The 22,407-nt window shown below is 44.0% G+C and carries 20 protein-coding genes; 16 read left to right on the top strand and 4 right to left on the bottom strand.

What is annotated here, in order from left to right:
• The 7 genes from speE (at position 1) to ABGU93_RS10615 (ending at position 6,074) form a co-directional block, all read left to right on the top strand.
• A complete protein-coding gene (gene speE, locus ABGU93_RS10645) occupies positions 1 to 852 on the top strand; it encodes a polyamine aminopropyltransferase (RefSeq protein ID WP_347413438.1) in 852 nt (283 codons plus the stop codon).
• Complete coding sequence (gene speB / locus ABGU93_RS10640; RefSeq protein WP_347413437.1) at positions 842 to 1,690, top strand: agmatinase; 849 nt, start codon at positions 842 to 844, stop codon at positions 1,688 to 1,690. Before speE ends, speB begins: the two co-directional genes overlap by 11 nt.
• 127 nt (positions 1,691 to 1,817) lie before the next feature.
• Positions 1,818 to 3,017, top strand: coding sequence for a saccharopine dehydrogenase family protein (locus ABGU93_RS10635; protein ID WP_347413436.1), 1,200 nt, complete (start codon positions 1,818 to 1,820; stop codon positions 3,015 to 3,017).
• 11 nt (positions 3,018 to 3,028) lie between these two features.
• Positions 3,029 to 4,165, top strand: coding sequence for a carboxynorspermidine decarboxylase (gene nspC, locus ABGU93_RS10630; protein ID WP_347413489.1), 1,137 nt, complete (start codon positions 3,029 to 3,031; stop codon positions 4,163 to 4,165).
• A 98-nt stretch (positions 4,166 to 4,263) separates the two neighbouring features.
• Positions 4,264 to 4,839: a methyltransferase domain-containing protein gene (locus tag ABGU93_RS10625; protein ID WP_347413435.1), complete on the top strand. Its 576-nt coding sequence runs from the start codon at positions 4,264 to 4,266 to the stop codon at positions 4,837 to 4,839.
• An 83-nt stretch (positions 4,840 to 4,922) separates the two neighbouring features.
• The gene (locus tag ABGU93_RS10620) at positions 4,923 to 5,312 is read left to right on the top strand and encodes a PaaI family thioesterase (RefSeq protein WP_347413434.1); all 390 of its coding nucleotides are present in this window, start codon (positions 4,923 to 4,925) and stop codon (positions 5,310 to 5,312) included.
• A 51-nt stretch (positions 5,313 to 5,363) separates the two neighbouring features.
• Complete coding sequence (locus ABGU93_RS10615; RefSeq protein ID WP_347413433.1) at positions 5,364 to 6,074, top strand: flavodoxin family protein; 711 nt, start codon at positions 5,364 to 5,366, stop codon at positions 6,072 to 6,074.
• A 2-nt stretch (positions 6,075 to 6,076) separates the two neighbouring features.
• Here the strand turns inward: ABGU93_RS10615 and ABGU93_RS10610 are convergent, their stop codons facing one another.
• Together ABGU93_RS10610 and ABGU93_RS10605 are read right to left on the bottom strand one after the other, a co-directional pair.
• The gene (locus tag ABGU93_RS10610; RefSeq protein WP_347413432.1) at positions 6,077 to 7,441 is read right to left on the bottom strand and encodes a DUF6179 domain-containing protein; all 1,365 of its coding nucleotides are present in this window, start codon (positions 7,439 to 7,441) and stop codon (positions 6,077 to 6,079) included.
• The gene (locus ABGU93_RS10605) at positions 7,431 to 7,931 is read right to left on the bottom strand and encodes a DUF6323 family protein (protein WP_347413431.1); all 501 of its coding nucleotides are present in this window, start codon (positions 7,929 to 7,931) and stop codon (positions 7,431 to 7,433) included. The genes ABGU93_RS10610 and ABGU93_RS10605 overlap by 11 nt, the downstream gene beginning before the upstream one ends.
• A gap of 389 nt (positions 7,932 to 8,320) precedes the next feature.
• Between ABGU93_RS10605 and ABGU93_RS10600 the strand changes: the two genes are divergently transcribed.
• On the top strand, positions 8,321 to 10,204 hold the full coding sequence (locus ABGU93_RS10600; protein ID WP_347413430.1) for an HD domain-containing phosphohydrolase: 1,884 nt from the start codon (positions 8,321 to 8,323) through the stop codon (positions 10,202 to 10,204).
• A 39-nt stretch (positions 10,205 to 10,243) separates the two neighbouring features.
• Here ABGU93_RS10600 and ABGU93_RS10595 read toward each other — a convergent pair whose 3' ends face one another.
• Both ABGU93_RS10595 and ABGU93_RS10590 read right to left on the bottom strand, forming a co-directional pair.
• Positions 10,244 to 11,740 carry an HD domain-containing phosphohydrolase gene (locus tag ABGU93_RS10595; RefSeq protein WP_347413429.1) on the bottom strand — a complete coding sequence of 499 codons (1,497 nt, stop codon included), beginning with the start codon at positions 11,738 to 11,740 and terminating at the stop codon, positions 10,244 to 10,246.
• Positions 11,718 to 12,887 (bottom strand): iron-containing alcohol dehydrogenase, encoded by a 1,170-nt coding sequence (locus ABGU93_RS10590; protein WP_347413428.1) that lies wholly within the window; start codon positions 12,885 to 12,887, stop codon positions 11,718 to 11,720. The genes ABGU93_RS10595 and ABGU93_RS10590 overlap by 23 nt, the downstream gene beginning before the upstream one ends.
• A gap of 225 nt (positions 12,888 to 13,112) precedes the next feature.
• Here ABGU93_RS10590 and ABGU93_RS10585 point away from each other — a divergent pair, with 225 nt between their 5' ends.
• The 8 genes from ABGU93_RS10585 (at position 13,113) to ABGU93_RS10550 (ending at position 22,395) form a co-directional block, all read left to right on the top strand.
• Positions 13,113 to 14,870: a GGDEF domain-containing protein gene (locus ABGU93_RS10585; RefSeq protein WP_347413427.1), complete on the top strand. Its 1,758-nt coding sequence runs from the start codon at positions 13,113 to 13,115 to the stop codon at positions 14,868 to 14,870.
• 132 nt (positions 14,871 to 15,002) lie between these two features.
• Positions 15,003 to 15,980 (top strand): DUF523 and DUF1722 domain-containing protein, encoded by a 978-nt coding sequence (locus tag ABGU93_RS10580; RefSeq protein ID WP_347413426.1) that lies wholly within the window; start codon positions 15,003 to 15,005, stop codon positions 15,978 to 15,980.
• A 91-nt stretch (positions 15,981 to 16,071) separates the two neighbouring features.
• Positions 16,072 to 16,371 carry a cupin domain-containing protein gene (locus ABGU93_RS10575; RefSeq protein WP_347413425.1) on the top strand — a complete coding sequence of 100 codons (300 nt, stop codon included), beginning with the start codon at positions 16,072 to 16,074 and terminating at the stop codon, positions 16,369 to 16,371.
• 73 nt (positions 16,372 to 16,444) lie between these two features.
• Positions 16,445 to 17,128 carry a CDGSH iron-sulfur domain-containing protein gene (locus ABGU93_RS10570; RefSeq protein ID WP_347413424.1) on the top strand — a complete coding sequence of 228 codons (684 nt, stop codon included), beginning with the start codon at positions 16,445 to 16,447 and terminating at the stop codon, positions 17,126 to 17,128.
• A complete protein-coding gene (locus ABGU93_RS10565; protein WP_347413423.1) occupies positions 17,097 to 17,249 on the top strand; it encodes a hypothetical protein in 153 nt (50 codons plus the stop codon). The genes ABGU93_RS10570 and ABGU93_RS10565 overlap by 32 nt, the downstream gene beginning before the upstream one ends.
• 49 nt (positions 17,250 to 17,298) lie before the next feature.
• The gene (locus tag ABGU93_RS10560) at positions 17,299 to 19,704 is read left to right on the top strand and encodes an HD domain-containing phosphohydrolase (RefSeq protein ID WP_347413422.1); all 2,406 of its coding nucleotides are present in this window, start codon (positions 17,299 to 17,301) and stop codon (positions 19,702 to 19,704) included.
• A gap of 359 nt (positions 19,705 to 20,063) precedes the next feature.
• Positions 20,064 to 21,323 carry a UV DNA damage repair endonuclease UvsE gene (gene uvsE / locus ABGU93_RS10555; protein ID WP_347413421.1) on the top strand — a complete coding sequence of 420 codons (1,260 nt, stop codon included), beginning with the start codon at positions 20,064 to 20,066 and terminating at the stop codon, positions 21,321 to 21,323.
• Between the two features lie 70 nt (positions 21,324 to 21,393).
• Positions 21,394 to 22,395, top strand: coding sequence for a diguanylate cyclase (locus ABGU93_RS10550; RefSeq protein ID WP_347413420.1), 1,002 nt, complete (start codon positions 21,394 to 21,396; stop codon positions 22,393 to 22,395).
• Positions 22,396 to 22,407 lie beyond the last annotated feature (12 nt).

Here is a 22,407-nt window from a genome sequence, read left to right as displayed (position 1 = left end):
ATGGAATTATGGTTTTCCGAAAAACATACCCCCAGTGTCAAATTTTCCATTCAGGTGGATCGCCAGCTTTACTGCGGACAAAGTGAATTTCAGCGGATCGATATTTTTGATTCCAAAGAATTTGGCCGTTTTTTAACCCTGGATGGTTACATGATGCTGACCGAAAAAGACGAGTTTATCTACCATGAGATGATGGTGCATATTCCCATGGCCGTTCATCCGGCGGCCAAAAAAGTGTTGATTATCGGCGGCGGTGATGGCGGCGCGATTCGCGAGCTGGTACGCTACCCGCTGGTGGAACACATCGATCTGGTCGAAATTGACGAGCTGGTGGTGGAAGTCTGTAAAAAGCATCTGCCCCAGACGGCCTGCTGTTTTGGTGATGAGCGGGTAACCGTCCATTACCAGGATGGCCTGAAATTTATTCGCCGTTGTGAAAATGAATACGATCTGATCATTGTCGATTCCACCGATCCCTTTGGTCCCGGCGAAGGCCTGTTTACCAAAGAGTTCTATGGCAATTGTTATAAGGCCTTAAAAGAAGACGGAATTATGGTCAATCAGCATGAAAGTGCTTTTTATCTGGATGATGCCGTGGCGATGCAGCGGGCTCATAAGCGCATTGTCGAGTCCTTTCCGATCAGCCGGGTCTATCAGGCTCATATTCCCACCTATCCATCGGGACACTGGCTGTTTGGTTTTGCCTCGAAAAAATACCATCCGATTGAGGATTTAAAGGCGGTGAAGTGGAATGCACAGGGTTTTAAAACCCGCTACTATAATACCCAATTACATGTTGGCGCCTTTGCGCTGCCAAACTATGTGGAGGAACTGTTAAAAGATGTTGAATAAAAATATTGAGACCTTTTTAGGTTGTGACAACGAATATGGGGAATCCGGGATTGTCGTTTTTGGGGCGCCCTTTGACTCCACCACTTCCTTTCGTCCCGGCACCCGCTTTGCCAGCCGCACGATGCGAGGGGAATCCTACGGACTGGAAACCTACAGCCCCTACCAGGATAAGGATCTCGAAGATCTGGCCATTTTTGACGGCGGTGATCTGGAACTCTGTTTTGGCGATACCGAAAAGGCCCTGGCAGCGATTGAAAGCTATACCACCAGGGTATTAAGAGATAATAAGCGGCCGGTGATGATCGGCGGCGAGCATCTGGTGACCCTGGGTGCCGTCCGGGCGGTGGCCCGGAAATATCCGGAGCTTTATGTGGTGCATTTTGATGCCCATGCCGATTTGCGGGATGACTATCTGGGTATTACCTTGTCTCATGCCACAGTGCTGCACCGGGTTTGGGATATCATTGGCGATGGCCGGATCTATCAATTCGGGATTCGTTCCGGCGAACGCAGTGAGTTCCAGTGGGGCCAAGATCACGTCACCACCCAGAAGTTCAATTTTAAGGGCCTGGCCGAAGTGGTCGAAAAACTGCAGGGTAAACCGGTCTATTTCACCCTGGATCTGGATGTATTAGACCCATCCGTTTTCCCCGGTACCGGCACCCCGGAACCCGGCGGCGTCAGCTTTATGGAGCTGCTTGAAGCGATCCAACAAGTCAGCCAGCTGAATCTGGTCGGCTGCGATATCAACGAGCTTTCGCCAATCTATGACCAGAGCGGCGCTTCCACCGCCGTCGCCTGCAAGCTGCTACGGGAACTCTTATTGGCGATGGCCTAAACGAGTAAGAAATTTACAAATGACAATAAAACCAAAACGCCGTACCGACAACAGATTAACAATTGATCGGTACGGTAGTTGAGAGATAACCTAAAGTATTAGAGAAAATATTAAGGAGGAACAAATTATGGGAAAAGCATTAATTATCGGTTGCGGCGGTGTTGCCAGTGTGGCCATTCATAAATGCTGTCAAAACAGCGACGTGTTTACCGAAATCTGCATTGCCAGCCGGACCAAAAGCAAGTGCGATGCCTTAAAAGAGAAACTGGATGGCGGGGCGACCAAAATCACCACCGTCCAGGTCAATGCCGACAATGTCGATGAGCTGATTGCGCTGATTGAAGAAGTCAAGCCGGATGTGGTCTTGAACCTGGCCCTGCCTTATCAGGATCTGACCATTATGGACGCCTGTCTGGCCACCAAAACCCATTACGTCGATACTGCCAATTACGAGCCGGAAGATACCGCCAAATTTGAATATAAATGGCAGTGGGAATACCGGGAACGGTTTGAAAAAGCCGGGATTACAGCGCTGCTGGGCAGTGGCTTTGACCCCGGTGTGACCGGTGTTTTTTCAGCCTATGCGATGAAGCATCAGTTTGACGAGATCAATTACATCGATATTCTCGATGCCAACGCCGGCGATCATGGCTATCCCTTTGCCACCAACTTCAATCCCGAAATCAATATTCGTGAAGTCACCGCCAACGGCAGCTATTGGGAAGATGGTCAGTGGATAGAAACCGAGCCGATGGAAATCAAGCGGGTTTACAATTTTCCGGAAATCGGCCCTAAAGATATGTATCTGCTCCATCACGAAGAACTGGAATCGCTGGGTCAAAATATCAAAGGCATCAAACGGATTCGTTTCTTTATGACCTTTGGACAAAGCTATCTGACCCACCTGAAATGCATGGAAAACGTCGGCATGACCTCGATTGAACCGATTGAATATGAGGGCAAGATGATTGTACCGCTGCAGTTTTTAGCCGCGGTATTACCAGATCCTTCAACCCTGGGGCCCCGCACCAAAGGAAAAACCAATATCGGTTGTATTTTCCAGGGCAAAAAAGATGGCCAGGATAAAACCTACTATCTCTACAACGTCTGTGATCACGAAGAATGTTACAAAGAAGTCGGTTCCCAGGCGATCTCCTATACCACCGGGGTACCGGCGATGATCGGTGCGATGCTGGTAATGACCGGCCAGTGGCAAAAACCCGGGGTTTACAATATCGAAGAGTTTGATCCCGATCCCTTTATGGAAGCCCTGAACAAATGGGGACTGCCCTGGCAGGAAAGTTTTGAGCCGGAGCTGGTTGATTAAGCATGGCGGAAATGGAATTAACGGACGCTTTCAAGGAATTGCCGACGCCCTGTTTTCTGGTTGATGAAAGCCTGCTGATTAAAAACTTAAAAATTCTGGACCGGGTCCAGCAAGCCACCGGGTGTCGGATTCTGCTGGCCCAAAAGGCTTTTTCGATGTTTTCGCTGTATCCCCTGATCGGTCGCTATCTGGCCGGCACCACAGCCAGCGGGCTCTTTGAAGCGCGGCTGGGTCATGAGGAAATGGGTGGCGAAACCCATGTGTTTGCCACCGCCTATCGCGATGATGAGTTTGACGAAATCGTCGGGCACTGCGACCATATCGTTTTTAACTCCTTCAATCAGTGGCAGAAATTTGGGGCAAAAGCGCTTGCCGCCGGCCGGGAATGCGGCATTCGGATCAATCCGGAATGCTCCACCCAGGATCACGCCATCTATGATCCCTGTTCTCCAGGGTCAAGGATGGGGGTTACCCGCAGCCAATTTGTTCCGGAGCTGCTGGAGGGTATCAGCGGGCTGCATTTTCATACCCTCTGCGAGCAAAATGCTGATGCTTTGGAGGAAACCCTGAAAGCGGTGGAAGACCAGTTTGGCGAATTTCTGCCGCAGTTGAAATGGCTCAACTTTGGGGGTGGCCACCATATCACCCGGGATGATTATGATATTGAAAAACTGATTGCCTGTATCAAGCGGATTCAGGAAACTTATGGGTTAAAGGTCTATCTTGAACCCGGCGAAGCCGTGGCTCTCAACACCGGATTTCTGGTGGCGACGGTGCTGGATTTCGTTGATAACGGCATTCACAATGCCATCCTCGATACATCCGCTGCCTGTCATATGCCGGATGTGCTGGAAATGCCCTACCGGCCCAACATTATCGGGGCAGCATTACCGGATGAAAAACCCTTTACCTATCGGCTGGGTGGGCCGACCTGTCTGGCCGGGGATATTATCGGCGACTATGCCTTTGAGCAACCACTAAAAATTGGCGACCGCCTGGTGTTCTGCGATATGGCCATTTATTCGATGGTTAAAACGAACACTTTTAACGGTATGAATCTCCCTGCCATTGCCATCTTTAGCCAGGAAAAAACAATTCGGATTGTTAAACAATTTGGATATGAAGATTTTAAAAACCGATTGTCATAAAAGACAGTCGGTTTTTTAGTGGAAATTTTTGCTGTTATCCGATGCTGCCTTTATGGTATAATGGCCCAAATTAATGTTAAAAGACAAAGGAGAAACCCGTGATACATAAATTTAACCCCATCAATAAAAATAAATTGGATAATGAGTGGCGCAGAGAAAACCTGCCGCCGGTTGAAACCCTGGAAAAACTGGGCTTGAAAGCGGGCGATATTTTTGCCGATATCGGCTGCGGCATCGGCTATTTTACTATCCCGGCCGCACAGATGATAGGGGACAACAGCGCCTATGCGCTGGATACCTCGCCGGAAATGCTGGCGGAGGTTGAACTGCGCAGCAAGGCAGCGGGCGTAAAAAATATTGAAACGCTAAAAACTGCAGAACTGGATCTGCTGATTCCTGACGAGTCCGTCAGTTTTGGTTTGATGGTTAATGTGATTCATGAAATTGTCGATAAAAATCAGTTTCTGGAAGAAATCAGCCGGATTATCAAACCCGGTGGCAAGCTGGCTGTGATTGACTGGGAAAAAGCCGAAACCGAAATGGGACCACCGATCGATCACCGGATTGCAAAAGAGGACGTCGTTTCGATGCTCGAAGAATTGGGTTTTTACTGGCAGCAAACCCTTTCTTTTACTGAAAACTTCTATGGCCTGGTGCTGGTAAAGAACAGTTAAGACTAGGTAATTGCGAAATTGGACACAAAGCTCACTGCTGTCATGCAATTATCAAACAGTTAAGACATCAGAAAGGGAAAACGATGGAAAAAGAGAAGATTACGATTATCGAAAATGATCAGTTTGCCAAACTGGTCGGGCTGGAACTGGTCAAGGTGGAACTGGGATATGCCGAAGTAAGAATGGCGATCCAGGAAAAGCACCTTAATGGGGTTGGGATTGTCCAGGGCGGTGCCATCTTTACCCTGGCTGATTTTGCCTTTGCGGCGGCAGCCAACGCCGGCGGAAAAGTAACCGTCGGCATCAATGCCAATATTAACTATTTCAAACCGGCTAAAGGAAAAACGCTGCTGGCCAAAGCCTCCGAAACTTCTTCCGGCCGAAGTCTTTGCAACTACACTGTTGATATTTTTGATGAAGACAATGCGGTGCTGGTTGCCAAATTCACGGCTACCGGCTTCAGCAAAAACTAATACCCGGATCGAAAATTAGCAGCTAAGCTAAATTCAGGAAAGGAAGAGAAGATGAAGATAACCGTAATCAATGGCACCATGCGTCATGGTAGCACCTGGCATTGTAAAGATTTACTAATTAAAAAGATTGCCCAATTGGAAGAAACCGAGGTCCGGGAGTTTTATCTGCCCAAAGACATGTCCAATTTTTGTAGCGGTTGTTTTTCCTGTTTTTTAAATGGGGAAGACACCTGCCCCCAGGCCGATCAGATTCAGCCCATTGTAGCCGCTCTGGAAGAGGCTGATCTGGTGATCCTGACCTCTTCGGTTTACGGGTTGGATGTTACCGGTCAGTTAAAAGCCTTACTGGATCATCTCTGCTTTATGTGGCTCAGCCACCGACCCAATCCGAAAATGTTTAATAAGGTTGGGATCAGTTTTACCACCACTGCCGGAGCAGGTCTTTCCCACACCACCAAAACGATGCAGAACAGTCTGAAATTCTGGGGCGTAAAAAAACGATTTGCCAGCAAACAGCGAGTAGCCGCCATGAAATGGAGTGACATATCCGACAAAAAGCGTGGTCAAATCGAAAAAGATATGGAGCAATTGGCAAAAAAAGCCACCGCATCGGTGGCTAATATTGAACACAGTGCAGCGCCGTTGTTTAGAAAAATGATGTTTAATATGATGAAGCAGGCCATGATAAAAAATGACTGGAATCCCACCGATCGCAATCACTGGGAAGCTCATGGCTGGTTAAGCGGGACGAAGCCCTTTTAAAATCAGACCACTTCAAGGGTGGTGGTCAGGTTGAGAATCTGGGCCAACCGCTCCCGGGGTAGCGCCCTTAGATAAGCGTCCAGATTTTGCTGCATCCGGATTTCGGAAGCCGAATAATCAATGGCGTCAATAGCCGGATGGAGGGGATGACGTTTGGTCAGCACTGCCAGTTCAATGTCCTCCAGCAGATCAAAGATCATGGCTGCTTCGGCGGGCTCAAGTTCGCCGGCGATGAGCAGGTCTTCCATATCGGCCAGGGTTTTAATGTGTTCTTTAATGATGGCCAGCTTATCCTCGAAAAAGCGGCAGGACAAAAACTCCGTAATCATTTCCCGATAGGCTTTGTCATCGATTTTAATCCCCATATTGTAGTGAATAAGTGGCTTGATATTGGGATTATAGCGGGGTACAAAAACCTTATTAAGAGAGTGGGTGGCCAGTCCCTGATAAACCGTGGTGGTGATTTTCGGGAGACTGGCGAGCAGGTATTTTTTCAGGGTCGGATTGGTTAGTTCCAGATCAGTGATCAGCTCCTGGGCCGCTGTTTTTAATTGCATTTGGAGTTCCAATTGGTTATGGCTGCGTAATTTTTTGTCCAGGGCGTTGAGATCGGCCGGGCTGAATTCCAGCCGGTCCGGGGGCGCATTCAACAACTGACAACCCAGCGCATTTTGAAAAACTTGCGCACAGATATTATCGAGGAGATTTTTGTAAGATGGATCATAACCGCTCATCACTTCATGGATGATATCGGCATCAAAATATGAACAAAACAAGTTTTCATAATACAGGCTTTCCAGATACTTGATGACGAACTCAACCCCGGCCAGATCCGTGACCGGATGGATCAGTTGATAGTCGATGTCACTGGGGATTTCATGAGCATGAAAATTGATTTCATAATTTTCAAAAAAGGGCTTAAAACCTTGGTCAATGGTGATATTGTAGGCTTGATTGACGGTTTCTAGCTTGCTTTTACAAACCCGGTTATAAAAATAATGGGCAACATTTATTTTTCGCTTCAGTACCGCTAAACCATATTCATAGAGTTTTTCAAGTGGTTCATTTTGGATATGAAAGATGGCGGTGTCTAGATCGGGCAGTGATTTAAGGTAGATGCCGATGGTAAAGAGGTTGGAAGCCATAATGCCCTGGGCGATTTCAACCCGGACCGAGCTGCTTTGGCCCCGGGTAAAGCGCTCAGTACAGTCAGCCAGCAGTTTGAGACATTCCAGTTGAATACGCTCGGATTCTTTGGAGCTCAGTGCGCCCTTGACATAGGCTTCCTGAAGCAGCGACTGAAAATAAAATTCACCACTGAGCTTGTCGCCATCGATCACAGACTGTTTTTTGATCTTATTCTTCATCTTCATCCTCATCTTCCATCAATTTTTCACTATCATAAAGATCGTTATAATCGGGATCCAGTCCCAGCCGCACGTTTTTAGGCATTCGTTCCAGTTCCCGAAATTTAAGCTGATCCAGAGAACCCTGACAGACTCCGTCAAAATATTTTTTCATATAGTTGATGAGATCATCATCGCTCATTAAATCCAGGGTTTCATTTTTGAAATAATAAAAAATCTCAACCAGCTCGTTTATGATTTCAGCATAGCGATATTGGGAGATGTAGGGGCTGTTGGCAAAGGTCAGGATGACTTTTTCAATGATTCCACCACCAAATTCGACCCGGCCTACATTTTTTAGCGAATAGGATCGGGTTTCGACCAGTTCCAGCGCCTGCTCTTCGGACAACACCAGCGAATAATCGGCCGTAATTTTATTGCATAACAACACTTCCGAAACGGCCTGTTTTTCAATCATAAAATTATCAAACAGCATCAGTTCAAATGACATATGGGTACCTCCCTGGCAAACAAAAAAATAGATTACCTATTGACAAAACTGACAAGATGTGGTATCATTTATTTGTAAAATAGTAAAATGGGTTATTTGCGTGTATGTTATCAATAATATCACGAAAAATTGAATAAATCAATAATTTTTAATACAAAACAGGTGTCGTTTAAGAAACGGCACCTGTTTTTTGTGATATCAACTTGGTAGTCAGAAGGAACAAAGATCTTGATTTATATTAAATCTATTGACGATCAATGCCTAAAAATGGCATACTAGAAGAGATAAAAATTCGAAAATAAAATCGATAAAAATTGAAAAGTTGTTAAGAAAATACAGGAAGAGATCAGGCAGGTTGAACGTTGGCCGATGATTGAAGAAGGAAAAATATGAAAATAACAATAATGAATATTGCAATCATCCTGATTATTCTTTTTTTGTTTGGTCTGGGGCTGTACTTTATTCTCAAAAGAGGCAGAAAAAGAAAAAAAGAACGGGAAATTCGTCGCTTTAATGAGCTGGTTCAGACCTTCATTGAGTCCGAAGAGATTCCGGTTTCTTTGAAAGATGATCAGCTTAATTATATCTTTGTAAATTTGGCGATGGAAGATTTTTATGGAATCGGTTCAGAAGACATCATCGGGCTGGATGATTTCGAAATTCTGGATGAAAAGATAGCTTTAAAAGAAAGAAAAACTGATAAAAAAGTATTAGAAACAAAAACCTTTGTAACGGATGAAATGCTGTGGCGAGGTAAGATTTTCAAAACCACCAAATTTCCGGTTGACCTGCTTAATGGAAAGTTTGGCGTCGGGGCCTATATCCGCTCTGCGTCTGAGAAGAACCGCGAGAAATACCTGAAAACACTGATGTCAATCAGTGACGGCGTAATGATTGTCGATCCGATGGGTAAGATTGAAATGTTGAACAATACGGCCGAGGAAATGACCGGCTGGACAGCCAGAGAAGCCCTGGGAAAACACTATTCTCAGGTTTTTGTATTGGAACATGATAATGAAAATGGGGTCGTTCCGGATCCCATTGAGGAAGCCTTTCAAGATACCAACATGAAGGAATTTGACAGCCATGCGGTACTGGTTTCCCGGGATGGCCGAAAATACCACCTGGAAGACAGTATTGCGCCCATTAGTGACGACGAAGGTCATATGGACGGTGTGATTGTCATCTTTAGAGACGTTACCGAAATAAAAGAAAAAAGGGCAGTTATTGAGTACAATAGTTTCCATGATTCCTTGACGGGTCTATACAACCGGCGCTTTTTTGAAGAAGAGCTGGTGCGATTGGATACCGAAAGAAATCTTCCTCTGTCAGTCATCATTGGCGATGTGGATGGACTGAAACTGACAAACGATATTTTTGGTCATGAAGCCGGGGATGAGTTGATTAAAAAAGTATCGGAAATATTTAAGAAGGTGTGCCGGGCAGATGATATTATAGCCCGTTGGGGCGGGGATGAATTCGCCATTCTACTGCCACAAACCGAAAAGAAAGATGCTCAAAAACTATCGGATCGAATCAAAGATAATTTTAGCAAAGAAAAAATTAAATCAATCCAGGGAAATGTGTCACTGGGCGTGGCAACAAAGTATGAACTGGAAGAAAAAATCGAAGTGATCATTGCCAGTGCTGAAGATACTATGTATATGAAAAAAACCCTGAACCAGGGAAAAAAGAAGGAAGATACGTTTAATATTATTCTGGATAAGTTATATGGCGATTTACCGCAAGAAGCCGAACATGCCAGAAGGACCAGTGAGATTTGCAAAAAAATTGCCCGGAAAATGAATTTGCCGGAAGCTGAAATCAAGAAGGTCGCAAGAGCAGCTTACCTCCATGATATCGGAAAAGTGGCTCTGGATATTGAGGTGGCCAGCAAAAATGAATACTTGATTGATGATACTTACAAAGAAATGAAAATGCACCCGGTGGTTGGCTATCGGATTTTGAATGCCTTTGATCATACCATGGATCTGGCCAATATTGTGTTGGGACATCACGAACGTTGGGACGGAACCGGATATCCCCAGGGGCTCAAGGGTAAAGAAACGCCCAAGCTCTCCCGGATTATTGCTGTCGGCGAACGCTTTGATGATATGACCGCGGATTCGAATTATCGTAAGGCTATCAGTAGCGATGAGGCCCTGGAGGAAATGAAACGAAACGTGGATACTCATTACGATCCTGAGGTGGTAGCGGCTCTGGAAAAAGTGATTATCGAAGAAAATACCTATACAACCAAGACAACCCGATAAGTGTGAAAAGCATAAAGTGAAGGCCTCAGTAATTTTATATTACTGAGGCCTTAAGTGTTGTTCAATGACTTTGCAGAAAATTTTCACCATCCCGGGGTCAAATTGGGATCCGGCACAGGAAATAATCTCGTTGATGGCAGTTTCAGGAGAGAGTGCGCACCGGTAGGGACGGTCATTGGTCATGGCGTCATAGGAATCTACAATGGCTAAAACGCGACACTCAATCGGGATATCTTCGCCGGCGAGCCCTAACGGATAGCCGGTTCCGTCCCATTTTTCCTGATGTTTTAAAATCAGATGGGAAATTTCTTTAAGTTCTGAGGACTCATTGGCAATCCGCTCACCAATGGCACAATGGGTTTTCATCACATTCCACTCATCTGGGGTTAAAGAACCAGGTTTTTTGAGAATACTGTCGGGAATGCCAACCTTGCCGATATCATGGAATTTGGTTAGTAACTGAATCCGATCCATCATATTCTGGGGCAAGTGTAGCGCCTGGCCGATGAGGGTAGCCAGGGTGTCCATCCGATTGGTATGGCCTTCCGTGATATAATCTTTAGCTTCCAGGGCTTTCATCAGGGTTTTAACCAGCGTGTTCCGGACGCTGGATTCTTTAAGCAGTTTATTCTGATACATATTATTGTCAGCCTCCTGAAATAGAAAGCCCGTGCTGACTAAACCGGCAGTGTGGAAGGAATAGCCATAGGAAAGCGAGATTTTAAAGGTGGCATCGGGTATCTCATTCAAACATTCTAAATGTTTGTTCATCTTTTTTAAGACTATTTCAATGTTCTCGGGAGAGTGATTTTTGATAATGACCCCAAATTCATCACCACCAATTCGAGAAACAATTCCCATCGCTTGAAAACAGCGGCTGATGACCTGGCTGGCAGACACAATCACCTGATCGCCCATTAGATGTCCCAGCGTATCATTGACAAATTTAAGGCCATCAATGTCCAGCAGCAGAATGGTTAGGTTTTCAATGTTCCGGTTGTCTAATTGGTCCAACTCGGCCTCGAAATAACGACGGTTATAAATACGCGTCAAGGTATCTTTATCAACCAGTTCCCGGAGTTGCTTTTCCATAACGACCTGTTCGGTCATGTCCCGGATCATGATCAGGACTTCGTCAAAGGTTGAAATTTGAACCCGAACTTCAAAATAATGAAGGGATTCCTGAAACGGCATCGAAAAATAATAGTCGGACAAAACCCGGGTGCACATCACCAGTTCAATGACCTGTTTTAAATCCGACATCAGAATTTGATTTCGCATGATCTCCAGAAGGGCATCAGAGCCAGTGTTCAAAGAAGGATTCAAGGGCGTGATCTGACCCTTCCCATCACTGATCAGTAAAATATCTGGAATCGTGGCGATTAAAGCCCTGGTTCGGCTGTTGACCCGTTCCAGATCCTGCAATTTGGTTTGAAGTTCGGAGTAGTAATTTTTTTTAAAGGAGTTTTCGCCCAGTCCGATAATGGATTCCCGGGTAATCTCTTTTTTGTTTTTAGGGTTGTAATACTCGTCCATAAATTATTCTCACCTCTTCTTTTGTCAAAACCCTGGGATTGGTTACCATACAGGGATCATTCAGGGCGTTGTTCACCAAATAGTCCAGTGTGCTCTTATCAAGCGCAGCCACCTTAATACGGGACGGAATATTTAAATTTTCGCGCATCGAAACGATCCGGTCGATAACCATATCAAGCAGCAGATGATCACTGACGTTATCCACCAACAGGCCTAATTGTCGGGCAATGTCGCGATAGCGGTCGGGAACTGTGTCAAAATTTATCCGGATAATGTGCTCCAGCAGGATGCTGTTGCATTCGCCATGGGGTAAATCCAGAAGGCCCCCCATGGAGTGTGACATGGCGTGGACCGCACCGAGGCTGGCATTGGAAAAAGCCAAACCGGCCTGGAGGGAACCAAGCATCAGTTGAAACATGGTTTCGATATTGCGCTGAGGCGTTACTGATTTTTCAATCGCCTGATTAATCAGACGGATGGATTCCAGGGCATGAACGTCGGTCAGGGCTGAATGGGTATTGGATACATAAGCTTCAATGGCATGGGTGAGCGCGTCCATCGCGGTACAGGCGGTTAAATAGGGGGGCATCGACATGAGTGGAACCGGGTCGATGAGAGCCAGGTCCGGCACCACCTTTTTACTGATAATCGCCCGTTTAATATTGGTCGTGGTATCTTTGATAATGGCAAATTGGGAAACATCGGCAGACGATCCGGCGGTGGTGGGAATACAGATCAGCGGTGGTCCCGGCATCTTAACTTCGTCAACCCCTTCGTAGTCCAGAATATTGCCGCCATTTGAAGCCACGATGCTGATACATTTAGCACAGTCGATGGCACTGCCCCCGCCAATGGCGATGATCAAGTCACAACCCAGCGATAAAAAAAGATCAGCGCCGAGCATCGCTTCGATATCTTTGGGATTAGGGGTGATGTCATTAAAAAAGAAGAGCTTTTCAACATGGGGACGGATCAGATTGATGGTTTCATGGAACCATTCAAAGCCCTGAATATCTTTATCGGTTACAATCATCGGTTTTTTGGCATTAAAATGAGATATATACCGACCAATTAAGAGTCTGGCGTCGACGCCGATAATTATTTCCGGGATTACAAATTTTCTTAGTTCCAATAGGGTTTCAGTCATAACAATAACCTCTCATTTTCATAAAAAATCTGTTGTCTTAGTATAACAGTTGAATTTGGATCTGTAAACATTGCGGTGGCTTGAAATATTGTACTCAAATAAAGGGATTGTCTATACTAAGTACCCGCGTCCGATGAAAATTAACGCAAATTTTACACGTTGATAATATTAATCATTGTCTCCCTTAGTTATAATTTGTGACATTACCAACAGGGAGGAATGTGCTTGAATATCAATCATAATAATGAAGAAGAGCGGTTGAGAGGGGAGCTCTTAGAAATACTTTATCAGAAAAAAATAAAGACCGTTTTTCAGCCCATCGTTTCATTGCTGGATGGAACCGTCCATGGTTATGAGGCGCTCAGCCGGGGACCGGTTGATTCGCTGCTCCATGCACCGGATATGCTGTTTAAATGTGCGCAAAAATTTAATAAACTCTGGGAGTTGGAATTTCTTTGCCGTTCAAAGGCCTTTGAAGCGGCTTTTAAAATAGAAAGTGAATTCAAACTTTTTTTAAATGTTAATCCGAATATCATGCAGGACGTCAAATTCAGAAAAGGATTTACCCGGGAGTATCTGGAAAAATTTGCCATTGATCCCAAACGGATTATCTTTGAAATTACTGAGAGCGAGGCCATTAATCATCTTGCTGATTTTATCAAAACCATTGACAATTACAAGGAACAGGATTATCGGATCGCCATTGATGATGCCGGCGCGGGTTATTCAGGACTTAATTTAATTTCGGATATTCATCCCAATTATATTAAGCTGGACATGAAACTGATCCGGGATATCGACAAAGATATGACCAAACAATCGCTGGTAAGATGCTTAAACGAGTTTTCCGAATATACCGAAACTTCGCTGATTGCCGAAGGGATCGAGACAAAAGAAGAATTGCTGACACTGATCGACATCGGCGTTCAGTATGGACAGGGATATTTCATTCAAAAACCCAATGGAATTCTAAATTCAATCTCAAAGGATGTGGTTGAAATCGTCATGGAAGAGAATGCCAATAAAAGAAAACTGCTGGATAACCGGGTGCTGGATGACCGCATTGAGTCCATCTGCAAAATGGAGAAAACCATCACGCCGGATATCCTCGTTTCTGAGGTTCATGAAATGTTTAAAGAAAATGAAAGGCTGTCCGGGTTTTGTGTGGTGGAAGACCGGATTCCGATTGGGGTGATTACCCGAAATGCCCTTTATAAAAGGATTAGCGGACAATATGGGTATATTCTTTATGCCAATAAACCGGTTCGCAATATTATGGCGACGGATTTTATGCTGGTGGATTACCTGGCTACCATTGATGTCGTCGGCAAGAATGCTATGCAACGGGATTTCGATAAAATTTATGACTTTATTGTCGTTACCCGCCAGGATCAGTTTCAGGGAACGGTGACGGTCAAAAACCTGATGGAAAAATTGATCGAAATTGAATTTGTCTATGCCAAGCATCTGAATCCGCTGTCCGAACTGCCTGGCAATCTGATGATTGAACAACAGCTGGAAAAGGCACTCAAATCCAAAGATAAACGAACCATTCTTTATTTCGATCTGGACAATTTTAAAGCTTACAATGATCTTTACGGGTTTGAAAATGGGGATCGGGTGTTAAAGGAGTTTGCTGAAATCTTAAAAACCCGGATCCCGCCCGAACATTTCATTGGTCATATTGGCGGCGACGATTTTATTGCCATTGTTCCCAAGAAGAAAACCGAACAATTGTGCAGTAGTATCATTAATACTTTTAATGACGCCGTAGTAAAATATTATCATAAAGAAGATATAGACAAAGGCTATATCACCTCCAAGGACCGGAAAGATGTGGAGGAGAACTTTCCTTTTCTCTCGGTTTCAATTGCCGGGGTGGCCAGCGACCACAGTAAAACCATCTTTGAATTGGCGGAAACCGCGGCAAAAATAAAAAAGAAATGCAAGAAAAAACTGGGCAGTAACTACCTGTTGAATTAATTTTGCAAACAAAAAAACAGATGCGCATGGCGTGTCTTTTTTTGTTTGGGAGCGGTTGCCGGGGCCCGGCTGATTGAAGCTTTCCGAAAATGGGTAAGAAGGTTACAAATCAAGTAAGCGAGGAGAGCGAAAATGAATCAAGAATTAAGACCCCAGGTTGTGGTCAGTAAATGTATGGGCTTTGATGCCTGCCGCTATAATGGTCAGACCCTGCCCGATAAGTTTGTCGAAAAACTGAAAGATTATGTGGATTATGTTCCGGTTTGTGCTGAGGTGGAAATTGGCTTGGGGGTACCTCGCAACCCGATTCGCCTGGTGATGGAAAACGAGCAGATTGTTTTGTATCAACCGGCATCGGACACCGAATATACCAAGGAAATGATCGCTTTCAGTCACGATTTTTTTGACAGTCTGAAAGAGGTGGATGGTTTTATCTTAAAAGGACGCTCACCGTCTTGTGGAACCAAGGACGTTAAGGTTTATCTGGGCAAGTCTAAAACCACCGGTTCGATCAAAGGGCAGGGCATCTTTGCCACGCAGGTTTTTAAACGGTATCCCTACCTGGCGATTGAAGAAGAGGGTCGGCTAACCAATTTTAGAATACGGGAGCATTTTCTGGCCAAACTTTATACGCTGTGTCGCTTTCGCCAGGTGGAAAAAGCTGGAACCATGGCAGCACTGGTTAAATTTCAGGCCATTCATAAATATTTGCTGATGGCTTATAGCCAGAAGGAACAAAAAATACTGGGGCGCATTGTGGCCAATCATGAAAAGCTGATCGTTGAGATGGTCATCTACAACTATAAAGAGCATCTGGGCATTGCTTTTTCTAGAATTCCCCGGTATAGTAACTATATTAATGTGATGATGCATATTTTTGGTTATTTTTCGGAACATCTTTCCAGTGGCGAAAAGACTTTTATTCTGGACAGTTTTGAAAAATATCGAAACGGAAAAATTCCGCTGAGTGTTCCCATTAATATCCTAAAATCATATGTCATTAAATATAACGACCCCTACCTGTTGGAACAGAGTATCTGGGACCCCTTTCCGGAAGAACTGATGGACATCAGTGATTCTGGTCAAATGGAAGATCTGATCAGCAAATAAATGAAATTTTCTTTGGTTGAAACGTTTCAAATTTATAAGCAGAACTTTTTTCCAGTCCAATTCTATGATATGATTTATCAATGAGGTAAAAATGAATATTTATGAAATGCCCAAGTTACCGATAGATGACGAAGTGATATCGGTTCTGGCCCAGAATGAAAGGGTCCGGATCGAACGGATCATCAGTACCGGTCAGCAATCTGACTGGTATGATCAGGAAGAAAGTGAATATGTGATTTTGTTGGAGGGAAGAGCGCAACTGGCTTTTGAAGAAGGCCGGACAATTACGCTGGAAAAAGGCGATACGCTGCTAATCCCGCCCCACCAGAAGCATCGCGTCACCCATACCTCGGCCGAGCCGCCCTGTATTTGGCTGTGCGTCTTTTATTGAGAATAACGGTAAGGTCAATAACCTAAACTGCAAAAATAGATTCAATACGATCGGATAAGCACGGAGATTGATAATGGAGAAAGAAATAATCGGAAAAATTAAAATTCTAAAAGATGGGCCCTATGTGGTTACCGGGAATATCAAGCTGTCAGAGAAAATTATCGCTTCCCAGGGCAAGGGCTATGTTTATCGGGTCGGGCGAAACCTTCCCCAGGCCAAAACCTATACCCTATGTCGGTGCGGAAAGTCAAAAAATCCGCCGTTTTGTGATGGTGAGCATACAAAATGTGATTTTCATGGCGAAGAGACGGCGTCGAAAGCTGATTTTGAAGATCGCGCCGAGTTTCTTATCGGAGCGGATCTGGATATGATGGATGATCATCGCTGTGCCTTTGCCAGATTCTGTCACCGCAACGATGGTACTGCCTGGGAGTTGATTAGACAGTCAGATGATCCCAAACTCAAAGAAGAAGCCATTAAAGCGGCTAACGAATGTCCGGCCGGTCGTTTAGTGGCGGTCGAAAAAAACGGAACCGCCATCGAACCCGATTATACCCCGGAGATTGTTATTCTTCAGGATCCTGAGCGGGGGGTGAGCTGCGGTATCTTTGTCAAGGGCGGTATTCCGCTGCAATCGGCAGATGGCAGTTTGTACGAAAGTCGCAATCGGATGGTTTTATGTCGCTGTGGCGAATCGGTTAACAAGCCCTTTTGTGACGCCACCCATGTTCACATCAAATATCTGGATGATCAATAAGCCGGGGACGGAAATACCCGGTACCGTTAAAAATTCATACCAGACAAAGGTTCGCTTAACCTTTGTCTGGTATGATGTTATTTCAGCCAAGAATAGTTTAGTTGTATATAGTATGGGTTGATCTGTGAGGGGGCATAATTTAGCGGCTGCTCTCCGGAATGAGGAAGTGTATGAACCTTCAAAATGTTTTGTTGAATTTTATCGTGTATGCATTGCCAATCCTGGCTATTATTTACATTTTTGTGGGAATCAAGCTTGTAAAACAAAAAGTGGATGGACGGTTTAACTATTTTTCCGTACTGATGTTTTCCGCGGCCATTTATGCATTTGGTTATTTTCTTTCGCTCAATTCCCAAAATATCGAAATGATGATCTTTGCCCGGAACTTTGAGAATCTGGGCGTCATCTTTATTCCCACATTTGGGATATTATTTGTTGCTCAATTTGTAAAAAGAAAAATATCAGAGCAGATAAAATATTTATTAGTTGCCGCCTCCGGTTTCTTATGGATCCTTTATATCACCAATCCGATTCATTATTTAGCTTTCCATTGGGTGAAATTGACAAAGGTTAACGGCTTTTCGGTAGCCAGTACCTCAAAAAACATCGGGTATTACCTGATTCTAGCTTACTATGCAATTTTTATTTTATTTTCAACGATTGAATTGGTAAAAGGGCTTAAAAAATCAAAGTCCCCGAGTCTGAAAAAGAGCTATCGCTTTGTGCTCTTATCACAACAAGCATCCTGGATTGCGGTGTTCGTGATTCTCAGCGGTTATGACAAATTTATTGACCCCACCCCAATCGTGATTCTGTTTATTTTAGCCATGATTGGGATGAATGAAGTTAAAAATGATCTGTTTGAGCTGGAAATCAATCGCTGGAAACAAACTTTCTGGAATATTGGTGAGGTGGCATTTTTAATTAATGCCGATCATGAAATTATTTGCATGAATCCGGCAGCAAAACTGTTTTTTGACGAGCAAAAACAAAGTGTTTCAGAAATATTAAAGATTCTTGATCGGGGCGATCACAAGCGCAGTCCGGTAAAGATCAGGGCTGATGAAGCGGCGCACTGGTTTTATGTGAATAAAAATGATTTTGATCTCAAGCGAAAGCTGGTCAGTTATATGTTGGTGGACTTTACCGATCGCCACCAGGCTGAAATAGCCTTAAAAGAAAGTGAAGAACGACACCGGTTGCTGATTACGCAAATGGCGCAGGGGTTGGCGGTGCATGAGGTACTCTTTGATCAATCTGGAAATCCGGTGGATTTTCGGTATCTGGATGCCAATGACAGTTATGAGAAGTTAGTTGGTTTGAAACGGGCAGATATCATCGGCAAAACAGCCCTGGAAGTCGCTCCGGAAATGGATAAAAGCTGGATCGAAAAATATGGACAGGTGGCAATGACAGGGCAGCCGATCCATTTTGAGTTTTATGATGAGCATGTGGATAGATACTTTGAAATAGTTGCCTATTCACCCAGATTCAAACAATTTGCGACCATTATTTCGGAAGTATCGGAACGAAAAAAAGCAGAACAGGAAATTCTTTATCTAAGTTACCATGATTATCTTACCGGCCTTCACAATCGACGGTTTTATGAAGAAGAATTGGGACGACTGGACATCCCCGTTAATTTACCTATTACCCTGATTATGGCGGATGTCAATGGCCTGAAACTCATTAACGATTCCTTTGGCCATGCGATGGGCGATAAACTATTAAAAAAATCGGCTCGGCTGATTACTGAAGCCGTTCCTGAAAGCAGCATTGTTGCCCGGTTGGGCGGGGATGAATTTATCGTGATTCTGCCGCAGACCGATATTTTTCAAGCCGTTGAGGTAATTAATAACCTGAAAGCCAAAACAGCAAATGAAAAAATTGGCGCTTTTGAAATTTCAATCTCCTATGGCTATGAAATCAAGGAAATGGAAGATCAGGATATTCAGGAAATCTATAAGCGGGCAGAAGACGATATGTATCGGCATAAACTCTATGAAAGTGCCAGCATCAAGAATAAAACCATTGAACTGATTATGAATACCCTTTATGAAAAGAGCAGCCGGGAAATGCTTCATTCCCGACGGGTGAGTGAGATTTGCAAGACCATTGCTGTTGAAATGGAGCTGAGCAAGGATGCCGTCAATCAAATTGGGGCGGCCGGTTTGATGCATGATATTGGGAAAATGGGTATTGATGAAAAAATTCTCAACAAAGAAGGGCTCCTTAATTTTGAGGAATGGCAGGAAATCCAGCGCCATCCTGAAATTGGTTATCGGATTTTGAGTTCATCCAATGAATTTTCTGAGATGTCCAAATATGTTTATGAACACCATGAAAGATGGGATGGGAAAGGTTATCCCAAAAAACTGAAACAGGAAGAGATATCCATTCAGGCAAGAATTATCGGCGTGGCGGATGCCTATGACGCGATGACCTGTGATCGCACCTACCGTAAAGGACTGAGTCGGACGGAAGCCATTCGCGAGCTGAGAAAGAATGCCGGAACCCAGTTTGATCCCGAAGTAACACGCATCTTTGTGGAAAAGGTTCTGGGTGAAGAGGTTTGAATGCCCCCCCCGCAATAAGAACCGAGCATTTAATGAAAAACGTTCGAAAAAAGATTAATAACTAATCCTGTCGGGAATTGTCCGACCAGCTGAAGGAGTCTGAAATCAGGCTCTTTTTTGTTTGGAAAATTAACCGGGATGTCATTGATTTTACGACCAATTCGCTGTATCTTCAGATTCATTTCTGATATAATGAACAAAACCATTGGGTATTTCGTATCGAGCTGATTTTATGCGTGTAACATAAGGGGATGTTGGATGGAGATTTGTGATAATGGTTATTTTTTAAGGCACTGATGATCAGGTCGTAAGCGAAAAAAGTGATTAAATTGTGTGAATGGATAGGAAAGAAGGTTGTTATGAGGATAGGATATGCATGTTTAACGGTAGGGGTGCTGAATACTGAACTGAAAACGTGCTTACTTAAAAATGCGTCCGATGAAAAATTGACTGAATTGATCAAGCATAATTTGAACGCGCTTGAAAATATGATTGATTACAATATTGACAATAAGGTTGAATTGTTTAGAATCAGTTCAGCACTGATTCCTTTTGGATCAAATCCGGTTAACCGGATTATCTGGTGGGAAGTGTTTGAAAAGCAGTTAAAAAAGATTGGAAAGAAAATTGCCAAAAGCGGGATGCGGGTTTCCATGCATCCGGGACAGTACACGGTGTTAAACTCTGCAGATGAAAATATCGTGACAAACGCCATCGCTGACCTGAATTATCACGCCCGTATCATGGACAGCCTGGGGCTGGGTCCGGAAAATAAGATTATCCTCCACGTGGGTGGGGTTTATAACGATAAGAAACAGGCAGTTAAACGGTTTCTGAAAAATTACGAACGGTTGGATGAAACCGTCAAGAAACGACTCGTCATTGAAAATGATGATAAATCCTATACCATTAAAGATGTGCTGATCATTGGGAAAGCTCTGGATATACCAGTGGTCTTTGATAATCTTCATCACCAGGTGAATTCCGGTGATGAAGATCAGCCGGATTGTTATTGGATTGATATCTGTAAAACCACCTGGAAAAGCCAGGATGGCAAGCAGAAGATTCATTACTCCCAACAAAACCCGGAAAAAAAAGCGGGATCTCATTCCAAAATCATCGGGATTAGCGAATTTATGGCCTTCTATCAGGAATTGCACGACAGGGATCTGGATATTATGCTGGAAGTCAAAGACAAGAACCTGTCAGCGATTAAATGCATTAATTGTACAACCACGAAAAAAGAAATCAATCGATTGGAACATGAGTGGAGCAAGTATAAATATGCCGTGTTGGAAAGATCACCTTTGGATTATCTGGAGATTCGCAAACTGCTTAACAATAAAGACAGCTACCCGAGTATGGAGTTTTATAATCTAATCGAAACGTCTTTTCAAAAAGAACCGACGATCGGGAACTCGATTAATGTGGCGCAGCATATTTGGGGATATTTCCGAACGCTTGCATTACCCAGCGAAAAGAAGTATTTTTTAAAACTCCTGAATCAATATGAAAAAGGAGAGGCTTCCATCAAAAAGGTGAAGAAAAATTTGTGGAAAATGACCGTTAAATACGAACAGACCTACCTGTTGGACTCATACTATTATGTTATTATTTGATTAAAATGAAGTGGATGGGATTATTGAAGTTGTTTTTCAATAAACAATCAGAAAGTGGTTAGGAAAGATCATGGTAAATGTCGAAATCAGAGAATTGATTAAATATCTGAAAAATATTGTTGCGGACGAGAAGCCAGAGAATGATGTTTTAGAAAAATATGGGAAAGATCCCGATTTTGTTGAGCTCGATGGGATGGTGCGGGGCATTCGAAGTGCCTGCAAAAAGCATTTTGAAATGATTTTTGACTTATTTCCGGATCCGACCATTATTACCACCATGGAAGACGGGAAATTATTTGCCTATAACCGGGCCTTTTTAAAAATGATTCGGACCAGGGGAAAGACCATCATTGATGAATCTTTTAATATCCACGATTTATATTTCGAACTGGATAAACGAGACCAGTTAATCGCCGAATTGAAACGAACCGGTGTCAGTGAGAATATGGAAATCATGGTGAATGACGAGAATAATGAAATGTTTGTTGGTCTGGTTTCAGCCCAGGCCATTAATATTGACGGCGAACCCCATATCTTAAGCGTGATCCGGGACATTACGCAAATCAAGCGATTAGAAGAGGAAATTGCCAAGTTGTCGATCATGGATAAGCTGACCCAGGTATTTAATCGGCCAAAACTGGATGATTTTCTACAATGCGAACTGGAACGGTCCGAACGGACAAAGGCTACCTTTGCAATTATTCTGGTGGATGTCGATTCACTCCGAAGTATCAATGAGTCCTACGGAAATCCGGTGGGTGACGACCTGCTCGTGGCAGTCGCTGCGATGCTTCAAAACAATGTTCGGGTGACTGATATTGTCGGAAGATGGAGCGGTGAAGAATTTTTAATTATTCTTCCGGATACCGATGAAAAGGGTGCCGTTACACTGGCAGAAAAAATCAAGACGATCGTTGAAAATACAAATTTTAAGATAGTTGGGAAATTGACCGCCAGCTTTGGGGTATCCGCCTATCGCAAAGATTTGCTACCGGCAACTCTAATTTCCCGGGCGCTTGCGGCCCGAAATCGGGCCAAAGAAAAGGGCCAAAACCGGGTTGAATGTCAGTAATGAAAGATATGA

This window comes from Acetobacterium sp. (genome assembly GCF_039830195.1).
In the GTDB taxonomy this organism is placed as follows: Bacteria; Bacillota; Clostridia; order Eubacteriales; family Eubacteriaceae; genus Acetobacterium.
The sequence above is the reverse complement of the archived record's forward strand: the minus strand, read 5'-3'. Positions and strand labels throughout refer to the sequence as shown.